This is a genomic window from Paenibacillus sp. MAHUQ-63 (genome assembly GCF_028765165.1).
Lineage (GTDB): Bacteria > Bacillota > Bacilli > Paenibacillales > NBRC-103111 > Paenibacillus_E.
Window position 1 is genome coordinate 1,080,194 of sequence record NZ_JARADB010000002.1, and the last position, 16,851, is coordinate 1,097,044.

At 50.9% G+C, this 16,851-nt stretch carries 21 protein-coding genes; 14 read left to right on the plus strand and 7 right to left on the minus strand.

Annotated elements, in window-relative coordinates:
- Positions 1-3 precede the first annotated feature (3 nt).
- On the plus strand, positions 4-270 hold the full coding sequence (locus PUT07_RS13185) for a metal-sensitive transcriptional regulator (RefSeq protein WP_379239655.1): 267 nt from the start codon (positions 4-6) through the stop codon (positions 268-270).
- Here PUT07_RS13185 and PUT07_RS13190 read toward each other — a convergent pair.
- Complete coding sequence (locus PUT07_RS13190; protein ID WP_274468527.1) at positions 217-1,092, minus strand: alpha/beta hydrolase; 876 nt, start codon at positions 1,090-1,092, stop codon at positions 217-219. The genes PUT07_RS13185 and PUT07_RS13190 overlap by 54 nt on opposite strands.
- Positions 1,093-1,167: 75 nt before the next feature.
- Between PUT07_RS13190 and PUT07_RS13195 the strand changes: the two genes are divergently transcribed.
- Together PUT07_RS13195 and PUT07_RS13200 are read left to right on the plus strand one after the other, a co-directional pair.
- Positions 1,168-2,010 carry an HAD hydrolase family protein gene (locus PUT07_RS13195; RefSeq protein ID WP_274468529.1) on the plus strand — a complete coding sequence of 281 codons (843 nt, stop codon included), beginning with the start codon at positions 1,168-1,170 and terminating at the stop codon, positions 2,008-2,010.
- Positions 2,011-2,045: 35 nt separating this feature from the next.
- Complete coding sequence (locus tag PUT07_RS13200) at positions 2,046-2,495, plus strand: DUF6157 family protein (protein ID WP_274468530.1); 450 nt, start codon at positions 2,046-2,048, stop codon at positions 2,493-2,495.
- A 49-nt stretch (positions 2,496-2,544) separates the two neighbouring features.
- Here PUT07_RS13200 and PUT07_RS13205 read toward each other — a convergent pair whose 3' ends face one another.
- Complete coding sequence (locus PUT07_RS13205; protein WP_274468533.1) at positions 2,545-3,246, minus strand: DUF6022 family protein; 702 nt, start codon at positions 3,244-3,246, stop codon at positions 2,545-2,547.
- 143 nt (positions 3,247-3,389) lie between these two features.
- Between PUT07_RS13205 and PUT07_RS13210 the strand changes: the two genes are divergently transcribed.
- The 3 genes from PUT07_RS13210 (at position 3,390) to msrB (ending at position 6,854) form a co-directional block, all read left to right on the plus strand.
- Positions 3,390-4,106, plus strand: coding sequence for a TetR/AcrR family transcriptional regulator C-terminal domain-containing protein (locus tag PUT07_RS13210; RefSeq protein WP_274468535.1), 717 nt, complete (start codon positions 3,390-3,392; stop codon positions 4,104-4,106).
- 98 nt (positions 4,107-4,204) lie between these two features.
- The gene (locus tag PUT07_RS13215) at positions 4,205-5,137 is read left to right on the plus strand and encodes a manganese-dependent inorganic pyrophosphatase (protein ID WP_274468536.1); all 933 of its coding nucleotides are present in this window, start codon (positions 4,205-4,207) and stop codon (positions 5,135-5,137) included.
- A gap of 730 nt (positions 5,138-5,867) precedes the next feature.
- Positions 5,868-6,854 (plus strand): peptide-methionine (R)-S-oxide reductase MsrB, encoded by a 987-nt coding sequence (gene msrB, locus PUT07_RS13220; RefSeq protein WP_274468537.1) that lies wholly within the window; start codon positions 5,868-5,870, stop codon positions 6,852-6,854.
- Positions 6,855-6,903: 49 nt separating this feature from the next.
- Here msrB and PUT07_RS13225 read toward each other — a convergent pair whose 3' ends face one another.
- Positions 6,904-7,794, minus strand: a complete 891-nt coding sequence (locus PUT07_RS13225; RefSeq protein ID WP_274468539.1) for a cation diffusion facilitator family transporter — start codon at positions 7,792-7,794, stop codon at positions 6,904-6,906.
- A gap of 248 nt (positions 7,795-8,042) precedes the next feature.
- On the opposite strand from PUT07_RS13225, the gene PUT07_RS13230 reads away from it, so the two are divergent.
- From PUT07_RS13230 to PUT07_RS13240, 3 genes are read left to right on the plus strand one after another with little or no spacing between them, the layout of a single operon-like run.
- Positions 8,043-8,690: a serine/threonine protein kinase gene (locus PUT07_RS13230; RefSeq protein WP_274468540.1), complete on the plus strand. Its 648-nt coding sequence runs from the start codon at positions 8,043-8,045 to the stop codon at positions 8,688-8,690.
- Positions 8,691-8,738: 48 nt separating this feature from the next.
- Positions 8,739-9,002: an HPr family phosphocarrier protein gene (locus PUT07_RS13235; RefSeq protein WP_274468541.1), complete on the plus strand. Its 264-nt coding sequence runs from the start codon at positions 8,739-8,741 to the stop codon at positions 9,000-9,002.
- Between the two features lie 16 nt (positions 9,003-9,018).
- Complete coding sequence (locus PUT07_RS13240; protein ID WP_379239656.1) at positions 9,019-10,071, plus strand: Gfo/Idh/MocA family protein; 1,053 nt, start codon at positions 9,019-9,021, stop codon at positions 10,069-10,071.
- A gap of 47 nt (positions 10,072-10,118) precedes the next feature.
- Here PUT07_RS13240 and PUT07_RS13245 read toward each other — a convergent pair whose 3' ends face one another.
- Complete coding sequence (locus PUT07_RS13245) at positions 10,119-10,934, minus strand: YitT family protein (RefSeq protein WP_274469311.1); 816 nt, start codon at positions 10,932-10,934, stop codon at positions 10,119-10,121.
- Positions 10,935-11,054: 120 nt separating this feature from the next.
- Positions 11,055-11,417: a hypothetical protein gene (locus tag PUT07_RS13250; protein ID WP_274468545.1), complete on the minus strand. Its 363-nt coding sequence runs from the start codon at positions 11,415-11,417 to the stop codon at positions 11,055-11,057.
- Positions 11,418-11,718: 301 nt separating this feature from the next.
- Here PUT07_RS13250 and PUT07_RS13255 point away from each other — a divergent pair, with 301 nt between their 5' ends.
- The 3 genes from PUT07_RS13255 (at position 11,719) to PUT07_RS13265 (ending at position 14,409) form a co-directional block, all read left to right on the plus strand.
- Complete coding sequence (locus tag PUT07_RS13255; protein ID WP_274468546.1) at positions 11,719-13,638, plus strand: DUF2334 domain-containing protein; 1,920 nt, start codon at positions 11,719-11,721, stop codon at positions 13,636-13,638.
- Between the two features lie 36 nt (positions 13,639-13,674).
- Positions 13,675-14,109 carry an NUDIX hydrolase gene (locus PUT07_RS13260; RefSeq protein ID WP_274468547.1) on the plus strand — a complete coding sequence of 145 codons (435 nt, stop codon included), beginning with the start codon at positions 13,675-13,677 and terminating at the stop codon, positions 14,107-14,109.
- A 93-nt stretch (positions 14,110-14,202) separates the two neighbouring features.
- Entirely contained in the window at positions 14,203-14,409 is a 207-nt protein-coding gene (locus PUT07_RS13265) for a hypothetical protein (protein WP_274468548.1), read from the plus strand.
- A 2-nt stretch (positions 14,410-14,411) separates the two neighbouring features.
- Here the strand turns inward: PUT07_RS13265 and PUT07_RS13270 are convergent, their stop codons facing one another.
- The gene (locus PUT07_RS13270) at positions 14,412-15,089 is read right to left on the minus strand and encodes a phosphatase PAP2 family protein (RefSeq protein WP_274468549.1); all 678 of its coding nucleotides are present in this window, start codon (positions 15,087-15,089) and stop codon (positions 14,412-14,414) included.
- Positions 15,086-15,385, minus strand: a complete 300-nt coding sequence (locus PUT07_RS13275) for a hypothetical protein (protein ID WP_274468551.1) — start codon at positions 15,383-15,385, stop codon at positions 15,086-15,088. Before PUT07_RS13275 ends, PUT07_RS13270 begins: the two co-directional genes overlap by 4 nt.
- A gap of 117 nt (positions 15,386-15,502) precedes the next feature.
- Here PUT07_RS13275 and PUT07_RS13280 point away from each other — a divergent pair, with 117 nt between their 5' ends.
- Together PUT07_RS13280 and hisA are read left to right on the plus strand one after the other, a co-directional pair.
- Positions 15,503-15,991 (plus strand): hypothetical protein, encoded by a 489-nt coding sequence (locus PUT07_RS13280; RefSeq protein WP_274469312.1) that lies wholly within the window; start codon positions 15,503-15,505, stop codon positions 15,989-15,991.
- Between the two features lie 42 nt (positions 15,992-16,033).
- A complete protein-coding gene (gene hisA, locus PUT07_RS13285) occupies positions 16,034-16,792 on the plus strand; it encodes a phosphoribosylformimino-5-aminoimidazole carboxamide ribotide isomerase (protein WP_274468553.1) in 759 nt (252 codons plus the stop codon).
- Positions 16,793-16,851: the final 59 nt, after the last annotated feature.

Here is a 16,851-nt window from a genome sequence, read left to right on the forward strand (position 1 = left end):
GAGATGGACGTGGAGTATGATAAAGCACTGAAAAATAGACTGAAACGAATGGAAGGCCAAATTCGCGGCATCCTTGGCATGCTGGAAGCGGGGGAGGATTGCCGGGAAGTTGTGACACAGTTGTCGGCGGTCCGCACGGCGGTAGACAGAACGATCGGCGTCGTGATCGGCTCCAATTTGAAGCATTGCATACAAGAGGAGCTCGAGAAGGGGAATTCACCGGACAAAGTGATCGAAGAAGCCGTTGAGCTGCTTGTGAAGAGCAGATAACCGTAGACCAGACAAGCAAACTGGGGCTGTCTCAAGATCGGAATGACTTGAGAACAGCCCTTTTAATGTACCGGTTTTTGCCGGCTGAACCGATGCTTTGATCCAATCGAGCAGCAGCTTGATCGTCTCGTCTCTTTGTTGTTCGGGCGTCATTTCGGCTGGAAGGTCCCCGTTTTGCAAGCCGTAGCTGCCGAACTGGGAGTGATTTCCTCCCTGCAGCGTATGGTACTCCGTCGTGCTTGGCAAATACAGTTTGGCTTCTGTCAGCGCATCCATGTTGACAGCGCCGTCTCTTGAGCCGACCAAGGAGATGACGGGCAAATTGGCCGAGACCAGACTGCCCTTGGGATCCGGGTACGAGGCCAGAAAAAATACGCCGGCGAATTCGGCTGCATGTGCGGCGGCGAACCGGGCTGCCATCACGCCTCCAAGCGAGTGCCCGCCGATCAGGAACGTTTCGTCCGGATGTTTGGCCGTTATAATCGGCAAGGCCCGGTCACTGCCGAATATGGCGAGATTGAGCGGCATTTTCACGATATAAACACGATGTCCCGCTTTGGCAAGCTCTGCGGCATAGGGAGCGTAGCTCGCGGGCTTGACTAAGCCGCCGGGATAATAAATCATGCTCGGTTGAACCGGAGATTTTGGCTCAAAATACAATGCCTGGGCATCTTCAGACACTTGAACTTCCCCGGTTGATTGCATGGCGGCCAATGCTTCCGATTCAGGTTGATAGGGCCGCAGCAGCCAAGTAATCGCGGCAATCAAGATCAGCAGGAGAGCTAATCCCCATTTCCACCAGTGACGTTTCAAAGCTTTCACGATCATCACCTCTCGCCGATTAATTTAACAAGGGAGCAAGGAGCTGTCAAGGGAACATCTGAAGGAGGATGCCATATGAAAGATTATTTTTTGACGGACTTGGACGGTACATTGCTTCGTTCCAACGCGACCCTATCCGAGCACACAGCCCGTGTGGTCACGAAGGGCTTGGAGGAAGGAGCCGTCATCAGCTATGCGACGGCAAGAAGCTATCAAAGTTCCATGGCTGTTGCCTCACAAATTCCATGGCGGTATCCGCTTGTGCTTTATAATGGGGCTTTATTGTTCGATCCTATTCAGAAGCGGGTGATGGACGGTTTTTTTCTCGATCGGACAAGTACGGAAGCCATTGTTGCGATCGGCCGAACGATGGGGTTGGTGCCGCTTTTATTCGCATTGGATCATGAGGATCGGGAGCGTGTTTTGCATGAAAAGCTGGTCAGAAGCGGTGACCTTCAGTTTGCCGCCAGCAGGCCGGGGGATCCGCGGTTTACAGAAGTGAAGGCATTGAGCTGTCCGGAGAATTACCGGACGCTGCTCGTCACCTATATAGGCATGCTGGAAGAAGTCCAGCCGCTAAGAGACGCGATAGCAGCAGCGTTAGGCTCGAAGATTCATATCCATATGATGAAAGACAATTACATTGCAGATCATTATTTCCTGGAGTTCAGTCATCCGCAAGCGAATAAGCGGGAGGGACTGCTGCTGTGGGCTGAACATGTCGGGTGTAGTTGTGAAGAGATCACTGTTTTCGGTGATAATCTGAACGATGTCGGGATGTTCCAAGCGGCAGGTCGGAAGATTGCCGTGGCGAATGCCCATCCGGATTTACTCCAAATGGCAACTGAAATCGCAGCGCGCAACGATCAGGACGGCGTAGCTCAATATCTAGAAGCTCGATTAAGAAATGGTGTATAATGGGAATTAATATGCACAAGCGGAGGTTGACTTTAATGCCCTATAATGACGAGCACATGAGCTACAAGCATACATTTATTCAAGTAGCTCCGGATTGTCCAGTAGAAACGGGAACGATTCCCGCCATGAAAAAAGAAGGCAAAACCGCGCACCGGATCCAATACGAGCTTCTATCGCAAAATCCGTACAAGTATTCTCAAGGCGACCTTATTTATGAGGTTCACTTGGAGCATAAGCAAATTCCGCAGGAGGAACGCGAGCTGCACGGCGATGAAATTCGTTCGGCATTGTTTTCCAAAAACCATCCTTGTTTAAGGGCTTCTATGCTACCCAAAAAGCATGGGTGGGGCGTGCATTTCAACGAAGAAGGAAAAATCGCCCTATATGCGATGGAATCGGAACAATACCGGCAATTTGTGGAAGCCGGAACTCAACAGCAGGACTGTCTCAAGCTGTTATTCGCCATGCGGAATTCACGCGGATAACGGATGCGGTCAAGATACTAGCCCCGAGGCATAAGCCTCGGGGCTTTCCTTATGTGGCGGCAATCCGCCGCTTGAAGAAAGCGGCAAGCTGCTGACCTTGCGGTACAACGGATACGAGCTCCCAGCCGTTTCGTCCCCATGCAGCCAGCGCCAAATCAACAAAATTGCCGCCGGTCTGCCCTTTATAAGGTCGGAGCGCATCGGCTAGCCCGGTTTCTACGCTGTACTCCCATTTGGAATAGGCATCGACGTCAGGCATAGCTTGGAAGCTGTCTTTCGGTTGTTTGACAACACGCATGACGGCATAGCTGATGGCTTCAAGAATATCCTCCCGTTCGGTGACTTCAAGCGCAAATGCACGAGGGGCATGCGGGACGTTGAAGTTGACATGCGAGTGGTAAATTTGCAGCACGAGAGTGCCGATAGGAGTGCCGTCCGCCTTTTTGATGACGTACCAGGCACAGCGCTCCCGCTCTTCGGGGGGACCCCAGTTCTCGATTGAATCTGCCAAATTAAAGCCATGGCGGGTGTGGAGATCGTTTTGGGACAGTTGTTCGAAGAATGGTGACATGAAGTGCTGAATGTAGACACCGTAAGCACGGTCACCGTATTCGATAAACATTCGGGTAAGCTCAGCTTGTTCCGTCCTGAGTACGTTCTGCCAAGTTTCGTTTAATACGTAATTGGCATATTTAACGATGGTACCGATAGCAGGTTCTTTGTCGTGCAGGTAAGAGCTTAAAGTTTTCATTTTATTTTCTCCTTTGCTGAGTGCTTGTGATTTCAATTAATCTAACGGTGTTAGAAATTAATTTATTGGTGTTAGATTAAATCAGTGTGATATAATTGTCAATACATAAATGATAAGAAGGCGCAAAGGCGGTAGACGGGTGGATGGGAAGAAGACGGATTCAATCGGCGCAAACGGGGACGAGCAGCGAGGCGGACGGTCAGCTGCATACGCCATTAGATAAAGAACGCATCATTCGCCATGCTTTGGAACAGCTCAATGCGTTAGGGCTTAAGGAGCTTAGCATGCGCAAGATAGCCGATTCGTTGGGAGTAAAGGCGGCATCGCTTTATTACCACGTGAAAGATAAAGACGAGCTGCTGCAGCTTCTCGGGGATTATATCAGCGACCAGTTGGCGTGGCCGGAGGGGGATATGAACTGGAAAGAGCGAATCATCGGCTGGGCCATAAATTTTCGCACGGCGCTGCTTTCCTATCGGGACTCGGTGGACATATTCAATGGCACCATTGCGACCAGTTACGGACGTTTGCGGCATATTGAGACTCTTTACGGCGTGCTGGCTGAAGCGGGATTTCAGGACAAGCATATTCCATGGCTTGCCGGGATGTTGAAGAATTACATCACCAGCTTCGCCGCCGAAGAAGCCAGGCATATAGATATGGCTCGGAGTGTGGAAGGACCGCCGGAAGCGTTTGGCTCCGCTTATTTAGCTGTTTTTCGGAGCTTGCCGGCAGAGCAGTTTCCGCACATGATCCGTCTTGCAGCTTATACGACCGGCCCCGATGAAGAGAAAGAATTTCTTTATGGACTTGGCGTTTTGCTGGATGGTTTTTCCGCGCAATTTTCCAATCCTCACTAAAGCTTTGGTTAAGTAATGGATTTACCAAGATTTTTTAGTATAATCGTATGTAGAGACTGTAAACTCTCACTACACTAAAAACTGTAAGGAGTCGTATCATGTCAAAAACACTTATTTTCGGACATAAAAATCCGGACACTGATTCAATCACATCCGCAATTGCATATGCAGCGCTGAAAACGAAACTGGGCCAAGAGGTTGAGGCTGTTCGTCTGGGCAGCGTTAACGGTGAAACGCAATTCGCCTTGGATACGTTCAAGGTTGCGGCGCCTCGCCAAGTGGATACGGTTGCGAACGAAGCGGAGAACGTTATCTTGGTTGACCACGTTGAGCGCCAGCAAAGCGCTACCGATATCGATCAAGTACGTGTAGTGGAAGTTATCGACCATCACCGCATCGCTAATTTCGAGACGAGTCACCCGCTCTACTACCGCGCTGAGCCGGTTGGTTGTACAGCAACGATTTTGAATAAATTGTACAAAGAGAATGGCGTTGCCATTGACAAAGAAATCGCAGGCTTGATGCTTTCCGCTATCATTTCCGATTCGTTGTTATTCAAATCCCCTACTTGCACTGAGCAAGACGTGGCAGCTGCCCGTGAACTTGCGGCTATCGCCGGCGTGAACGCTGAAGAGTACGGTCTTTCCATGCTGAAAGCAGGCGCAGACCTGAGCGACAAAACTGTTGCACAGCTCATCTCCCTGGATGCCAAAGAGTTCCAAATGGGCAGCTATAAAGTAGAAATTGCCCAAGTCAATGCCGTTGATGTGAACGACGTGCTGTCCAAGCAAGCGGAAATCGAAGCTGCCTTGAACACGATCATTGCCGAGAAAAATCTTGACTTGTTCTTGTTCGTCGTAACGGACATTTTGAACAATGATTCCGTAGGTATTGCGCTGGGCCGCAAAGCGGTGGCAGTTGAGAAAGCTTACAACGTAACGCTTGCCGACAACAAAGCTCTGCTTAAAGGCGTAGTTTCCCGTAAGTCCCAGATCGTACCGGTGCTTACTGACATTTTTAACAGCCTGTAAGTGCTAGGAAGGATGCCTCAAGCCATTTCATGGCTTGGGCATCCTTTTTTTGTTGCTGCTGCCGGCACTCTACACTTCCGCTACGAATAAGCAAGCAGCCGACAGACGTCTAACGGACACCACAGCCGTTATCCCAGAGTTAGACGGCCCGTTGTGTATCCAACGGACACCACAGCGCTTATTTGGCCGAAATCGAGGCGAAATGCGGTCAGAACGGCGATTAACTGCGCTGGTGTCCGTTAGATTTTCATAGTTGCACAAAATCGCCGAATAAGGTCCGCTGTGTCCGTTAGCCGGGCAAGGAGGCGGCTTCTACCCCGTAGCAGACGCGAAGATGAAGTGCTGAGTAGTTGCAGGTCGAAGGCATCCTCACCGTAAATCGCCATCTCCTGTGGTATCTGCAATCCTCAACAAACAAGCAAGCAGCCGCAATACGTCTAACGGACACCACAGCCGTTATCCCAAAGAAGAACGGCCCGTTGTGTATCCAACGGACACCACAGCGCTTATTTGGCCGAAATCGAGGCGAAATGCGGTCAGAACGGCGATTAACTGCGCTGGTGTCCGTTAGATTCATACATTGGCACAACTTCGCCGAAATAAGGTCCACTGTGTCCGTTAGCCGGGCTAGAAGGGGCATGTACACGGAGACTTCGCAGCGACTTTTGGTTATCGCGCGAACTTTTGGTATGATAGAAGTGATTTTATTGAAAAAGAGGTGGAGTAGAACATGGATGCTAACGTTCAGCAAAGCAAATACGAGAAAGCGACATTTGCCGGCGGATGCTTCTGGTGCATGGTCACGCCGTTTGAGAAACTGCCCGGAATCATCTCTGTCGTCTCAGGCTATATAGGCGGGCATACGGAGAATCCGACATATCAAGAGGTGTGCTCGGAAACGACAGGTCATGCCGAAGCCGTTCAAATTACTTTTGATCCCGAGCTCTATCCTTATCATAAATTATTGGACACCTACTGGCGCCAAATCGATCCTACCGATGCCGGAGGTCAGTTCCATGATCGCGGTTCTTCCTACAGGACGGCGATCTTCGCGCATACCGACCAGCATTTCGCCGAGGCGGAGGCGTCCAAGCAGGCGCTGGAGGCGAGCGGCCGCTTCGATCGGCCGATCGTGACGGACATCGTGCGGATTGATGCGGATGCCTTCTATCCGGGGGAAGAGTACCACCAGGATTATCATCACAAAAATCCGATGCGTTACAAAGCGTACCGCAAAGGCTCAGGCCGCGATGCGTTCATCGAGAAGCATTGGAACACAGCCAGGGATAAAGAGGAGCGCAGAAAGCAGCTAACGCCGCTGCAGTATGAGGTTACGCAAAATAACGGTACGGAAAGACCGTTCGACAACGAGTTCTGGGATTCTCACGATGTCGGATTGTACGTGGACATTGTGTCCGGAGAGCCGTTATTTACGTCCATGGATAAATTCGATTCGGGCTGCGGATGGCCCAGCTTCACGAAGCCGGTTTATGAAGGGCACGTGAAAGAGAAAATCGACACGAGCCACTTCATGGTCCGGACGGAAGTTCGGAGCACGGAGGCGGATTCGCATCTGGGCCACGTCTTCAACGACGGCCCGGGGCCGACTAAGCTCCGGTATTGCATCAATTCGGCAGCGTTGAGGTTCGTTCCGTTAGCCGATTTGGAGAAGGAAGGCTACGGAGCCTACCTTCGTTTCTTCGAAGAAGGCAAATAAGAAAGACGCCAGGCAGGACTAAGTCCTGCCGGCGTCTTTTTTCATGCGTTTATTCATCATACCAAGGATTCAAATGAATGAGTACTTCATCCACGTCCTTGTGCCGGTCCATGATCGATTTCTTGATGATCCGGGTAATATCGTGGCCCTCTTGAACGGTCAGTTCCCCCGGAATGGAGATTCTGCAATCTACCAAAATGTAATGCCCATGCTCGCGCGCGCGGATGCGGTCGATGCGCTTCACCTGCGGGACTGCCTCAATAAGGTCGGTATACTGCTGCAGCTTCTCGTGATCGACGGTTTTCTCCATCAAAATATCGAAAGATTCCCTGCCCATTTCGACTGCCAGCTTCAGGACGAGGAGCGAGACGATAATTCCCGCCGCTGCATCGCCGTAAGCGAGAAAGTGAATGTCGTAGGCTCTTCCTGCAAATGCGAGGCCGATCCCGACGACAGCGGCCAGCGATGCATACACGTCTGCCAGATGATCCTTGGCCGTAGCAATAAGACTTTTGCTGCTGGTAGAATGGCCGATTCGCATGCAGTATACATAGAGTCCGTATTTCCAAAGGGTAGAGATGACGGCGGCCGTGAAAGCGATCCAGCTTGGCGAAGTCGGTTCATGGAATAAGGCAAGAGTAGAATGATAGCCGATATAAAGCGCCGCGATGAGTAAAACGAAAGCGACGAAACCGGAGCCCAGCACCTCCGCTTTGCCATGGCCATAAGGGTGGTCTTCGTCGGCCGGGAGCTTGGATATGCGCATAGCGCTAAGCGCCGCAACCGTAGCGATAATATCTCCCGCATTATGGAGACCGTCGGCCAATAAGACCTCGCTTTGAAACAATAGCCCGATGATAACTTTCATCAAGGTTAGGACAATGTTGCTGATCAATGACAGCCAGATTGCGAGTACGGAAGATTTGTTGTCTGTAATCATGAATGATGACCTCCTACAGAAGTGTTTCCCCAAGGAAAAAAAATCCCTTGACCTGGGTACTGCTCAGGTCAAGGGATTTTTGAAAATCTCTATATGATAATCTAGTAAATAAAAATAGGGCATATTCAACACTTCACTTTACACAAATATCTTTGTATAATACCACACATAGCGGGAATTAACAAATCATGGGCCGGGAGTTCGCGCAAGTAGGCTCAATGATGGGTGGAAGGAAGAAGACGACTCATATGTTGAAGCCTTGGTTAGTAGAGATTGAACATCAATTGTTACCGCAGCTGGAACTAAATAGCGAACAACCGTACGAGCCGATCGTTGTACATTATATTCCGAAACCTTGGAAAGTGGTTGGGTCAGGCAATTATGCGGCTGTTGTCATGCATCCGAGTTATCCGGATATTGTGGTCAAGGTCTATGCGCCAGGCCGGCCGGGGATCGAGGAAGAAACGGAAGTGTACCGCCGGTTAGGCCCGCACCCCGCATACTCCGAATGTTTGCATGCAGGGAGCAATTATTTGGTCCTGCGGCGTTTGACGGGCGTTACTTTATACAAATGCTTGCATCGCGGTATACCAATCCCGCGCCAAGTGATTAAGGATATCGATGAAGCCCTGGCTTATGCGGTCAGCAGAGGCTTAAATCCCCACGATGTGCATGGCAAGAATGTGATGATGAAGGATGGCCGGGGACTCGTTGTCGACGTCTCCGATTTTCTGAAGACCGAATATTGCCCGATGTGGGACGATTTGAAAAGCGCTTATGACCGGTTTTATTTTCCATGGGTGGGGAAAATTCAGATCCCCGATTTCGCGCTCAATGTTGTGCGGAGAAGTTACCGAAAATGGAAGAATTTTCGCAGAGCTCGTGGTACAATCTAGTTGTCATGATTAGTTTCCCTACATTTTATACATGAGGAAGGCGCGTCTATGAGAGTACATGAATTTGAAATCCATGCGGATTTGCAGCGGCATGATTTGATTGAGATTTCATCCAAGTCTTCTCATTTTATGTCGGACATTATCATTGATTTTGAGCATGACCATATGCCTCATAGTGTGGATGTCAAAAGCTTGTTGGGCATGCTCTTGATACCGATCAAGGCCGGTACGACACTGCGCCTCTGGACCAAGGGGAAGGACGAAGAGGAAGCGATGCACTTTATGTTTGATTTGTTCGAATCTTACCGGTGATGATCTATAGGATAGGATGAAAGGGGCAAATACGGTGAGCACATATCAGATTGTAGTCGTTGGCTGCGGCAGCATGGCCAATGTGTGGGTGGAATATGTATTGAAACGGGCGGACAGCTCGATTGTCGCGCTTGTCGATATCAAAGAGGAATTCGCGCAAGCGATGGCGGATCGGCATCGTCTGACCTGCGGGATATACACCGATTTGAATCAAGCGATAGAGGCGACGGGCGCGAATCTCGTGCTGGACATCACGATCCCGGCGAGCCATTATACCGTTGCGACGACGGCGCTTGGCCACGGATGCAGCGTGTTCGGCGAGAAGCCGATGGCCGCTACGATGGCCGAAGCGCGGGAGCTTGTGCAGCTATCGGAGCGGACAGGCCGCTCGCTCTCCGTCATGCAGAACCGCCGCTACGATCCGAATATCCGCGCGCTGCGTGAACTGCTCCGCGCGGGAACGATCGGACGCGTCGGCTATGTGGGGGCCGATTTCTTCCTCGGCCCGCATTTCGGAGGCTTCCGCGATGCTATGGCAAGCCCGCTGATCCTGGACATGGCGATCCATACCTTCGATCAGGCACGCCTTCTGACAGGAGCAGATCCCGTCACGGTGTACTGCCATGAATTCAACCCGCCCGGCTCCTGGTATGCCGGGAATGCATCCGCGATCTGCATCTATGAGATGTCGGACGGAACGGTGTTCTGCTATCGCGGTTCCTGGTGCGCGGAGGGAGCGCCGACCTCATGGGAGGCGTCATGGCGCGTAACGGGCGAGAAGGGCACAGCGATCTGGGACGGTGCGGGAGTGCCGTATGCGGAGGTCGTGGCGAGCGGCGATCAGACCGGCAAGTTTATCCGCGAATCTACGAGAGTGGAAGCGGAGGTCAATTGGACCGGCCAGAAGGGGCACGCGGGGTGCCTAGACGAGATGTTCGAGGCGCTGCAATCGGGCAGACGTGCAGAGACCGACTGCCGTGACAACATCAAGAGCATGGCGATGGTTCTCGGCGCTCTCGACAGCGCGAAGAGCGGCCAGAAGGTGGATCTGAGGAGCTATTGGAGTTAAAAAAAAGGTTGGACAGGTGATGATCCTGTCCAACCTTTTTGGTATCGCTAGTGAATATCTTTCTTCTTGAAGCGCCCGCCTTTGACATCATGAATGTTGCCGATGGCAAGGAAAGCTTTGGGATCCAGCTCATCGACGATGGATTTCAGCTTGGCTTCTTCCAACCGGGTGATGACGCTGAAGATGACTTTCTTATCATCGCCGGTAAACGCTCCTTCACCTTGCAAATAGGTAACGCCGCGGCCCAAGCGCGATGTAATCGAGTCGCCGATTCTGCTGTACTCATCGGAGATGATCCATACGGACTTGGATTGGTCAAGTCCTTCGATAGTAATATCGATCAATTTGAAGGCGATGAAGTAAGCAATCAGCGAGTACATGGCATGATCCCAACCGAATACGAAGCCGGCGCTGCCGAGAATGAAGAAGTTGAAAAACATCACGATTTCGCCGACGGAGAAAGGCGATTTCTTGCTGACCAGAATCGCCACGATTTCCGTACCGTCGAGCGATCCGCCGGAGCGGATGACAAGTCCGACACCGATGCCGAGAATGATCCCGCCGAACACGGCGGCCAGCAGCGGATCTATGGTAATGGCCTGGACCGGGTGCAGCAGGGTGGTTCCAATGGACATCAGGATGACGGAAAATAGCGTAGATAAAGCAAAGGTCTTCCCGATCTGTTTGTAGCCTATTAACAGGAACGGCAGATTGAGCAAAACAAGAAATATACCGAGTGAAAAATGAGTCAGATGTGACAAAATGATCGAAATGCCGACGATCCCGCCGTCGATAATATTGTTCGGAACGAGAAAGATTTCCAAAGCGACGGATACTAAGGCAGAACCGACGATCATGAACATGATTCTGCGCAGAAAGGTGATGCGGCTAAGCTTTTGGTGCTTGGAAATGGCTTGTTCAGCCCCAGTTGACAGGTTAGACATGTAGATTCCTCTTTTCCATAATTCATTTCCATCTTACGCCTATGAATAATGATAAATGAGGCCCGTGTAACCAGAGGAAAATTTCAGGAATGAGAGCAGAATCGCTTTTAAACGCAGCCATATTTTCGAAAGGATGAAAACAATAAAGATGACGAATACGGTCGTTTCATAATCAGCAAAGAAGTCATTGTAAGAATGAAGGTCATCGATAAGCGTATAAATCGTTTTTTTGGTAGGCGTCGGTTCCTGTATGGTCAGAACTTGCGTCGTATTGGCCAGCACAAGCACTTCGGTATCGTTAGTAAAGTGATGGGATATTGGCGGAGTTAAAGGAAAAATGAAAAGGCCGAGAATGATCCAAACCAATATTTGCCATTGGTGCTTTCGAGTAAAACGATGCAAGGGTCATCCCCCCTTTGGATAGCATGAAACCAAATGTGCTTGAATTGTAGCACTTCAAATGGGTCTAGTCAAACGTGCTGGGTGCAATTTGTATTTTCAACCTGTGGCTGCGGTGATAAGATAAGATAGGCGGCAATAACAGATAAAGCCGAGTGAAGCCAATAAATGATTTGGTTAATTTTGTAAGCGTATTCAAAATTTGTAGGAGCATTTTTGGAGCAGGAGAAGGGGCTATGGAGGGCCGAATAGTATCTTTAACCAGCTAACAGATCGGGTTAGCATGTTTGGGGGAGCTTGCACGATGAGACAATTACTGCATAAACACGCATGGCTGCGATATGTCGTTGCAGGGACAGTTTCCTGCGGCTTGTATCTTGGTTTGTACCATATGATGACTGTGGAAGGGGCGGACAATACGCCGCGATTCATGATGCTGCGGTTGGAGGACATCGGGCCGGGAGGCTATTACAGCTCGCTCGAAGGCTTGGGCAAGTTAAGGGCGGTAATCGACTATTTGGATGAGCGCCAGGTTTCCTTCAGCATGGCCGTCATTCCTCGTTGGATCAATATCACAGCGGAAGGCGCTCGTTATGACAAATCGATCGACCAACTGGACGATACCTATATACAAGCATTTAACCGGATTATCGCAGGTGCGGCTGAACGGCGCGGAACAGTTGGGATGCACGGCTATACGCATCAAGCAGGGGATACTTACAGGAATGACGGGCATCATGCTTCGGGGATCGGCAACGAGTTCGATGTTGCGGATCTGCCGGAAACGAAGACGGTTTCGTTCGCCGAACGGCGTGTGCAAGAAAGCTGGGGGAGGTTTCAAAGGGCCGGTATTACGCCCCATTTCTGGGAAGCCCCGCACTATCATACGGCTCCGGAGCAGGATCAAGTGTTTCGCTCCTATTTCGGGCTTCAGTACCAACCGGATATGACGATAGATCCGAACCCGCCATCGGCCAGATATGAGAATGTGCCGAACAAAGGATTCGGAGGCACGTCACTGGGCAGCGTCTACGTGCCGACAACTCTGTCATATATTCCCGACGGCAAAGATGAGAAATTTATTCTCAACCAACTAAGTGTGCCGGAGCGCATTCATTCATTTTTCTATCATCCGTTTCTGGAATTCAGCCATCTAGTGCCGGTTGTCGATGAGTTCGATAGGCCGGTGATCCGAGACGGCATACCGGAGTTCCGCTATGAGGGAGATCATTCAAGCGTGCTGCAGAGGCTGATTGCCCAGCTTCAGAGCAAGGGATATCCCTTCTATTCGATTCTCGATTATGTGCCGTTCACACCCGCATCGCGGTTGAAGCTCGGCAGCCCGAAGACGACGCAGGTGCTAATCGGGCATGTCAGCGGCAGAGACCAATCGGATGCCGTCCTCTGGGATAAGAAAATCGGGAGCATGTCCGTCCTGCAAGGACAGTTCAAGCAGCTGCGTAATGACGCTCAGCCTGCTCCCCGGAAGTGGGCGACGATCCCATACTCGGAAGGCGCTGCATTTGCCTTGAACAGCAGGTCGGATGAGCACAGGAATGGCCTATGGATCGTGCGTCCAACCGGCAAACTGGAAGCCTACGCATCAACCGGCAGCTCGTTTACGCTCAGCCAATCCTGGACGATTCCCGCCAATCGTTGGCATGACTTATACGAGCTTGATCAGCCTAACGGGGATTGCATTCTCGCCGGGCAGTCGCAAGACCGGAGCAAACTGCTTGGCTTGTATATTCATAACGGCCAAGTGAAGAGCATCAAGCCCTATACGTTCCGCTCCAACTCATCCCGAGAGCTGATCGTAAGGGACTTGGGAAGAGCCCAGGGCCGGAAGTTGATGCTGTTCAAGGAAAATTCGTCGCAAGGCGTCGAGTTTGAGCTGGATGCGGCCGGCATGCAGTGGCAGTTGAATAAAGTTGAGCTGCCCATTCCTGATGAGCTTGGCGGCATTCGATTTGGCGATTTCAATGGCGACGGACAGGAAGATATTTTGCGCTGGGATGCGGATAATTTGACGAGCCGCGTGTACCAGCAAACTCCGGAGCATACGTACCAGCTGCTCTCCGTCTTCGGGCCTTGGGGCAAAGCGAACGGACGGCTTACGGTGGCGGATTTCGACGGCAACGGCAAGGCGGATATCGCGATGTATCCGAGCGACGATGCTTCTATGGATGTGGCTTTATCGTTTCAGACACTTCATGTAAAATAAGATAGATTAATAGGGACATGAACATGGAGGATCGCAATGCGCACACCTATATTGTATGGTTCGGTACACATTTTATTTTATCGAAACGGCGAAGTGCTCCTGCTCAAGCGGCAAAATACCGGATTTCAAGACGGCAATTGGAGCGTCGTTGCCGGCCGGATGGACGGCAACGAGGAAGTCGTTGCTGCAGCCATAAGAGAAGCCAAAGAAGAGGCGGGAGTGGACATCAGACCCGAGGATATGGAACTGATCGGGGTCATGCACCGCAAAAACATGAGCTCGGAATGGGTTGATTTCTTCCTGATCGCACACCGCTGGCAGGGTGAGATTACGAATCTTGAGCCTGACAAATGCGAGCAGTTACAATGGTTTCCTCTAGATGAGCTCCCTTCCAATATGGTTAGTTATATTCGGGTTGCCGTGGAGCACAAGCACGAAGGGCTATGGTTCGAGAGTATCGGGTGGAGTTAAGCATTTTGATTTTGAATTAGAGAATTCATCTAGTACACTATCAACGCATATGAATAAACTAGGGATATAGCGTTGTAAAGGTGGTATCTTAGTGTGAAAAATCGGGTTTTGGTTATCAAAATGAATTTATTGCCCTGGTATAATGAGTTGACCGACGAGTTGGATATCGGGCACCCGGGCTTTCCGGCCGGCGCCCGCGAGCGTATCCAATCGCTTGGCGAGTACAGCATTGTTGCCATCAGTAAGTTTGAAACCAGATTAAGGCAGGACCGTCAAGAAGAAAACCTCCAAAATCCGTAATCCTACGGTTTGGAGGTTTTTTCTTGGAGCAGGGCGGGGTACGCCCTGTATTCGCGGTACCATTGGAAGAGCCAGACGGCAAGCGTGAAGCAGGCGCCGCTGGCCAAGTATCCGCCAATGACATCGCTGGGATAATGCACGCCCAGATAAATTCGGCTTATTCCAATCAGCAGAATCATCAGCGAGCTGAGCAGGATGACGGCGATTCGCCCGATCCCGGAGGAGATATGCCGCCACAGCAGGAAGGCTAGCGAAGCATACAGCGCGAACGCGCCCATGGAGTGGCCGCTCGGGAAGCTGAAGCCCGCCTCCTCAACGATCCGGTGCAGATCCGGCCGCTCGCGGGCAAATGAAAGCTTGAGCAGCTGATTTAGAATGGCCGAGGCCGTTTCCACCAGAACGAAAAAAAGCAGCTCGAACCGATGATGCAGTGCAAAATAAAGAAAGGCTATTGCAGCTAGCGAAAGCGTGATGACCATCCAGGTAGAGCCGATAAAGCTGAAAAATGCCATCATCGGGGTTAACTCCGGTGACTCCAGACTTTGCACAGCTTGAATGACGGCATGGTCAAAGAACTGAAGCTGCTCGCTATGAATTTGCGAGGAAACCGCGATAAAGCAAACAAGTGCGGCCATACTCAGCAAAAGAACGAAGGTTACTTTCAATTTAGGTGCTGTCACAGCTTAAACCTCTCAATCTGATCCCATTGCTGCTCCAGCTCAAGGATTTGCTTCTGTACCGGTCCGAATAGGTCATAATGGGGATAGGACGGGTTATGGTGAATGTACCGGGGATTGAGACCGTGCGATACGCACCAAGCGGTAAGCCGTTCCAAATCCGAACACCCTACCTTGGTCACCGTCCGAATGTCGCCGAAGCGGTCATCCAGCCAGTAGTGAGTTAAGAAGGCGATTTCTCCGCGCTTCACGGCTTCCTTCCAACGCATAAGTTCCTCTCTTTTTACGCCAAATGCCATAATGGGATCCGTCCTGTTGTTATTTTTACCAGATCAAGCTTAGAATAAATAAATATGTGTTATAATTTACAATATATCAAGAAGAAGCAGCATTTGTACAATTTGACGGAGGCTTATATGCTTAGTGTAGAAGAAAAGTTAGCGATTGTGGAATCATTCCCCGAGCTGCAGCGCAGAGATGTTTCGATGGGGCGCATTAATTTTCATTATGAGGCAAGTAAGTATGACAAGAAGATTGTCGTCTATCATTTACATCCGAACGGCAATGGCTTCGTGTATGCGGAACGGATGAAAGGGTATGCGACCGACCCGAAAGGGTTCGTCAACATTCGTGATTTCGGAGCCGAGGAGCTGCGCGAGATCGTTCGCCTTTCGATCCAGTCTTTATCCGGGGAGAAGCCGTCCGTTACGGATCAACCGGAAACGCTCAACAAGGTAACGGAGGAAGAACTTTGGGTAAGCAGCGAAGGACATCGGCTTGCCGTTATCTATGACGAAGAGCAGGAGCTCTGGTACGTCTATGCCGGCGACAATCTCGACAGCGCGTTCGAAACCTACGAGGAAGTTGCAGAGTACATGGATGAGGAAGGCTTCATCAAGCAGTAATCATAATTCGAGTCACATCAAGAGGATCGTGGGGGAAGGACATTGAAATTTCGGCCGTGTATTGATTTACATAATGGAAAAGTGAAACAAATTGTCGGGGAAACGCTAGGTACCGAGGGGAAAGCGGTTGTTGAGAATTTCGTATCATCGTACGGCTCCAGGCATTATGCGGAGATGTTTAAGAAAGACGAGCTGCTCGGCGGACATGTGATCATGCTTGGCGGGGGGAACGAGGATGAGGCCAAGCATGCGCTCCGCGCTTATCCGGGCGGGTTGCAAATCGGCGGGGGCATTCATGCTGACAATGCCGGGGCTTATCTCGCAGAGGGGGCTTCCCATGTGATTGTCACCTCCTACATTTTCCGTGACGGCGAGTTGAACCGTGACCATCTGGACCGAATTGCAGCGGCTGTGGGAAAGGACAGGCTCGTCATCGACTTAAGCTGCAAAGAGAAAGACGGCAAATGGTTCGTTGCGACGAACCAATGGAAGCTGCTCAGCAATTTCGAGCTGAATGCGGCCAATATTCGCTTCCTGGAAGCGTATTGCGATGAGTTTCTCATTCATGCCGTTGATGTAGAAGGGAAGCAGAGCGGCATCCAGCAAAGTCTCGTCCGCACGCTGGCGGAGTGGGTTACGATTCCGACGACATATGCTGGCGGAGCGAGATCTTTTGCTGATATCGAACTGTTCAAGTCGTTATCCGGGGGCAAGCTCGATATTACGATCGGCAGCGCGCTCGATATTTTCGGCGGCAAGCTCTCGTATGATGAGGTCGTAGCTTACATGAAGAAGCAATAATGGCAAGGTGATCGAGTAGCGGACGCTCAAGCGGAGTGCCTGCTACTTTTTTGCCTTCA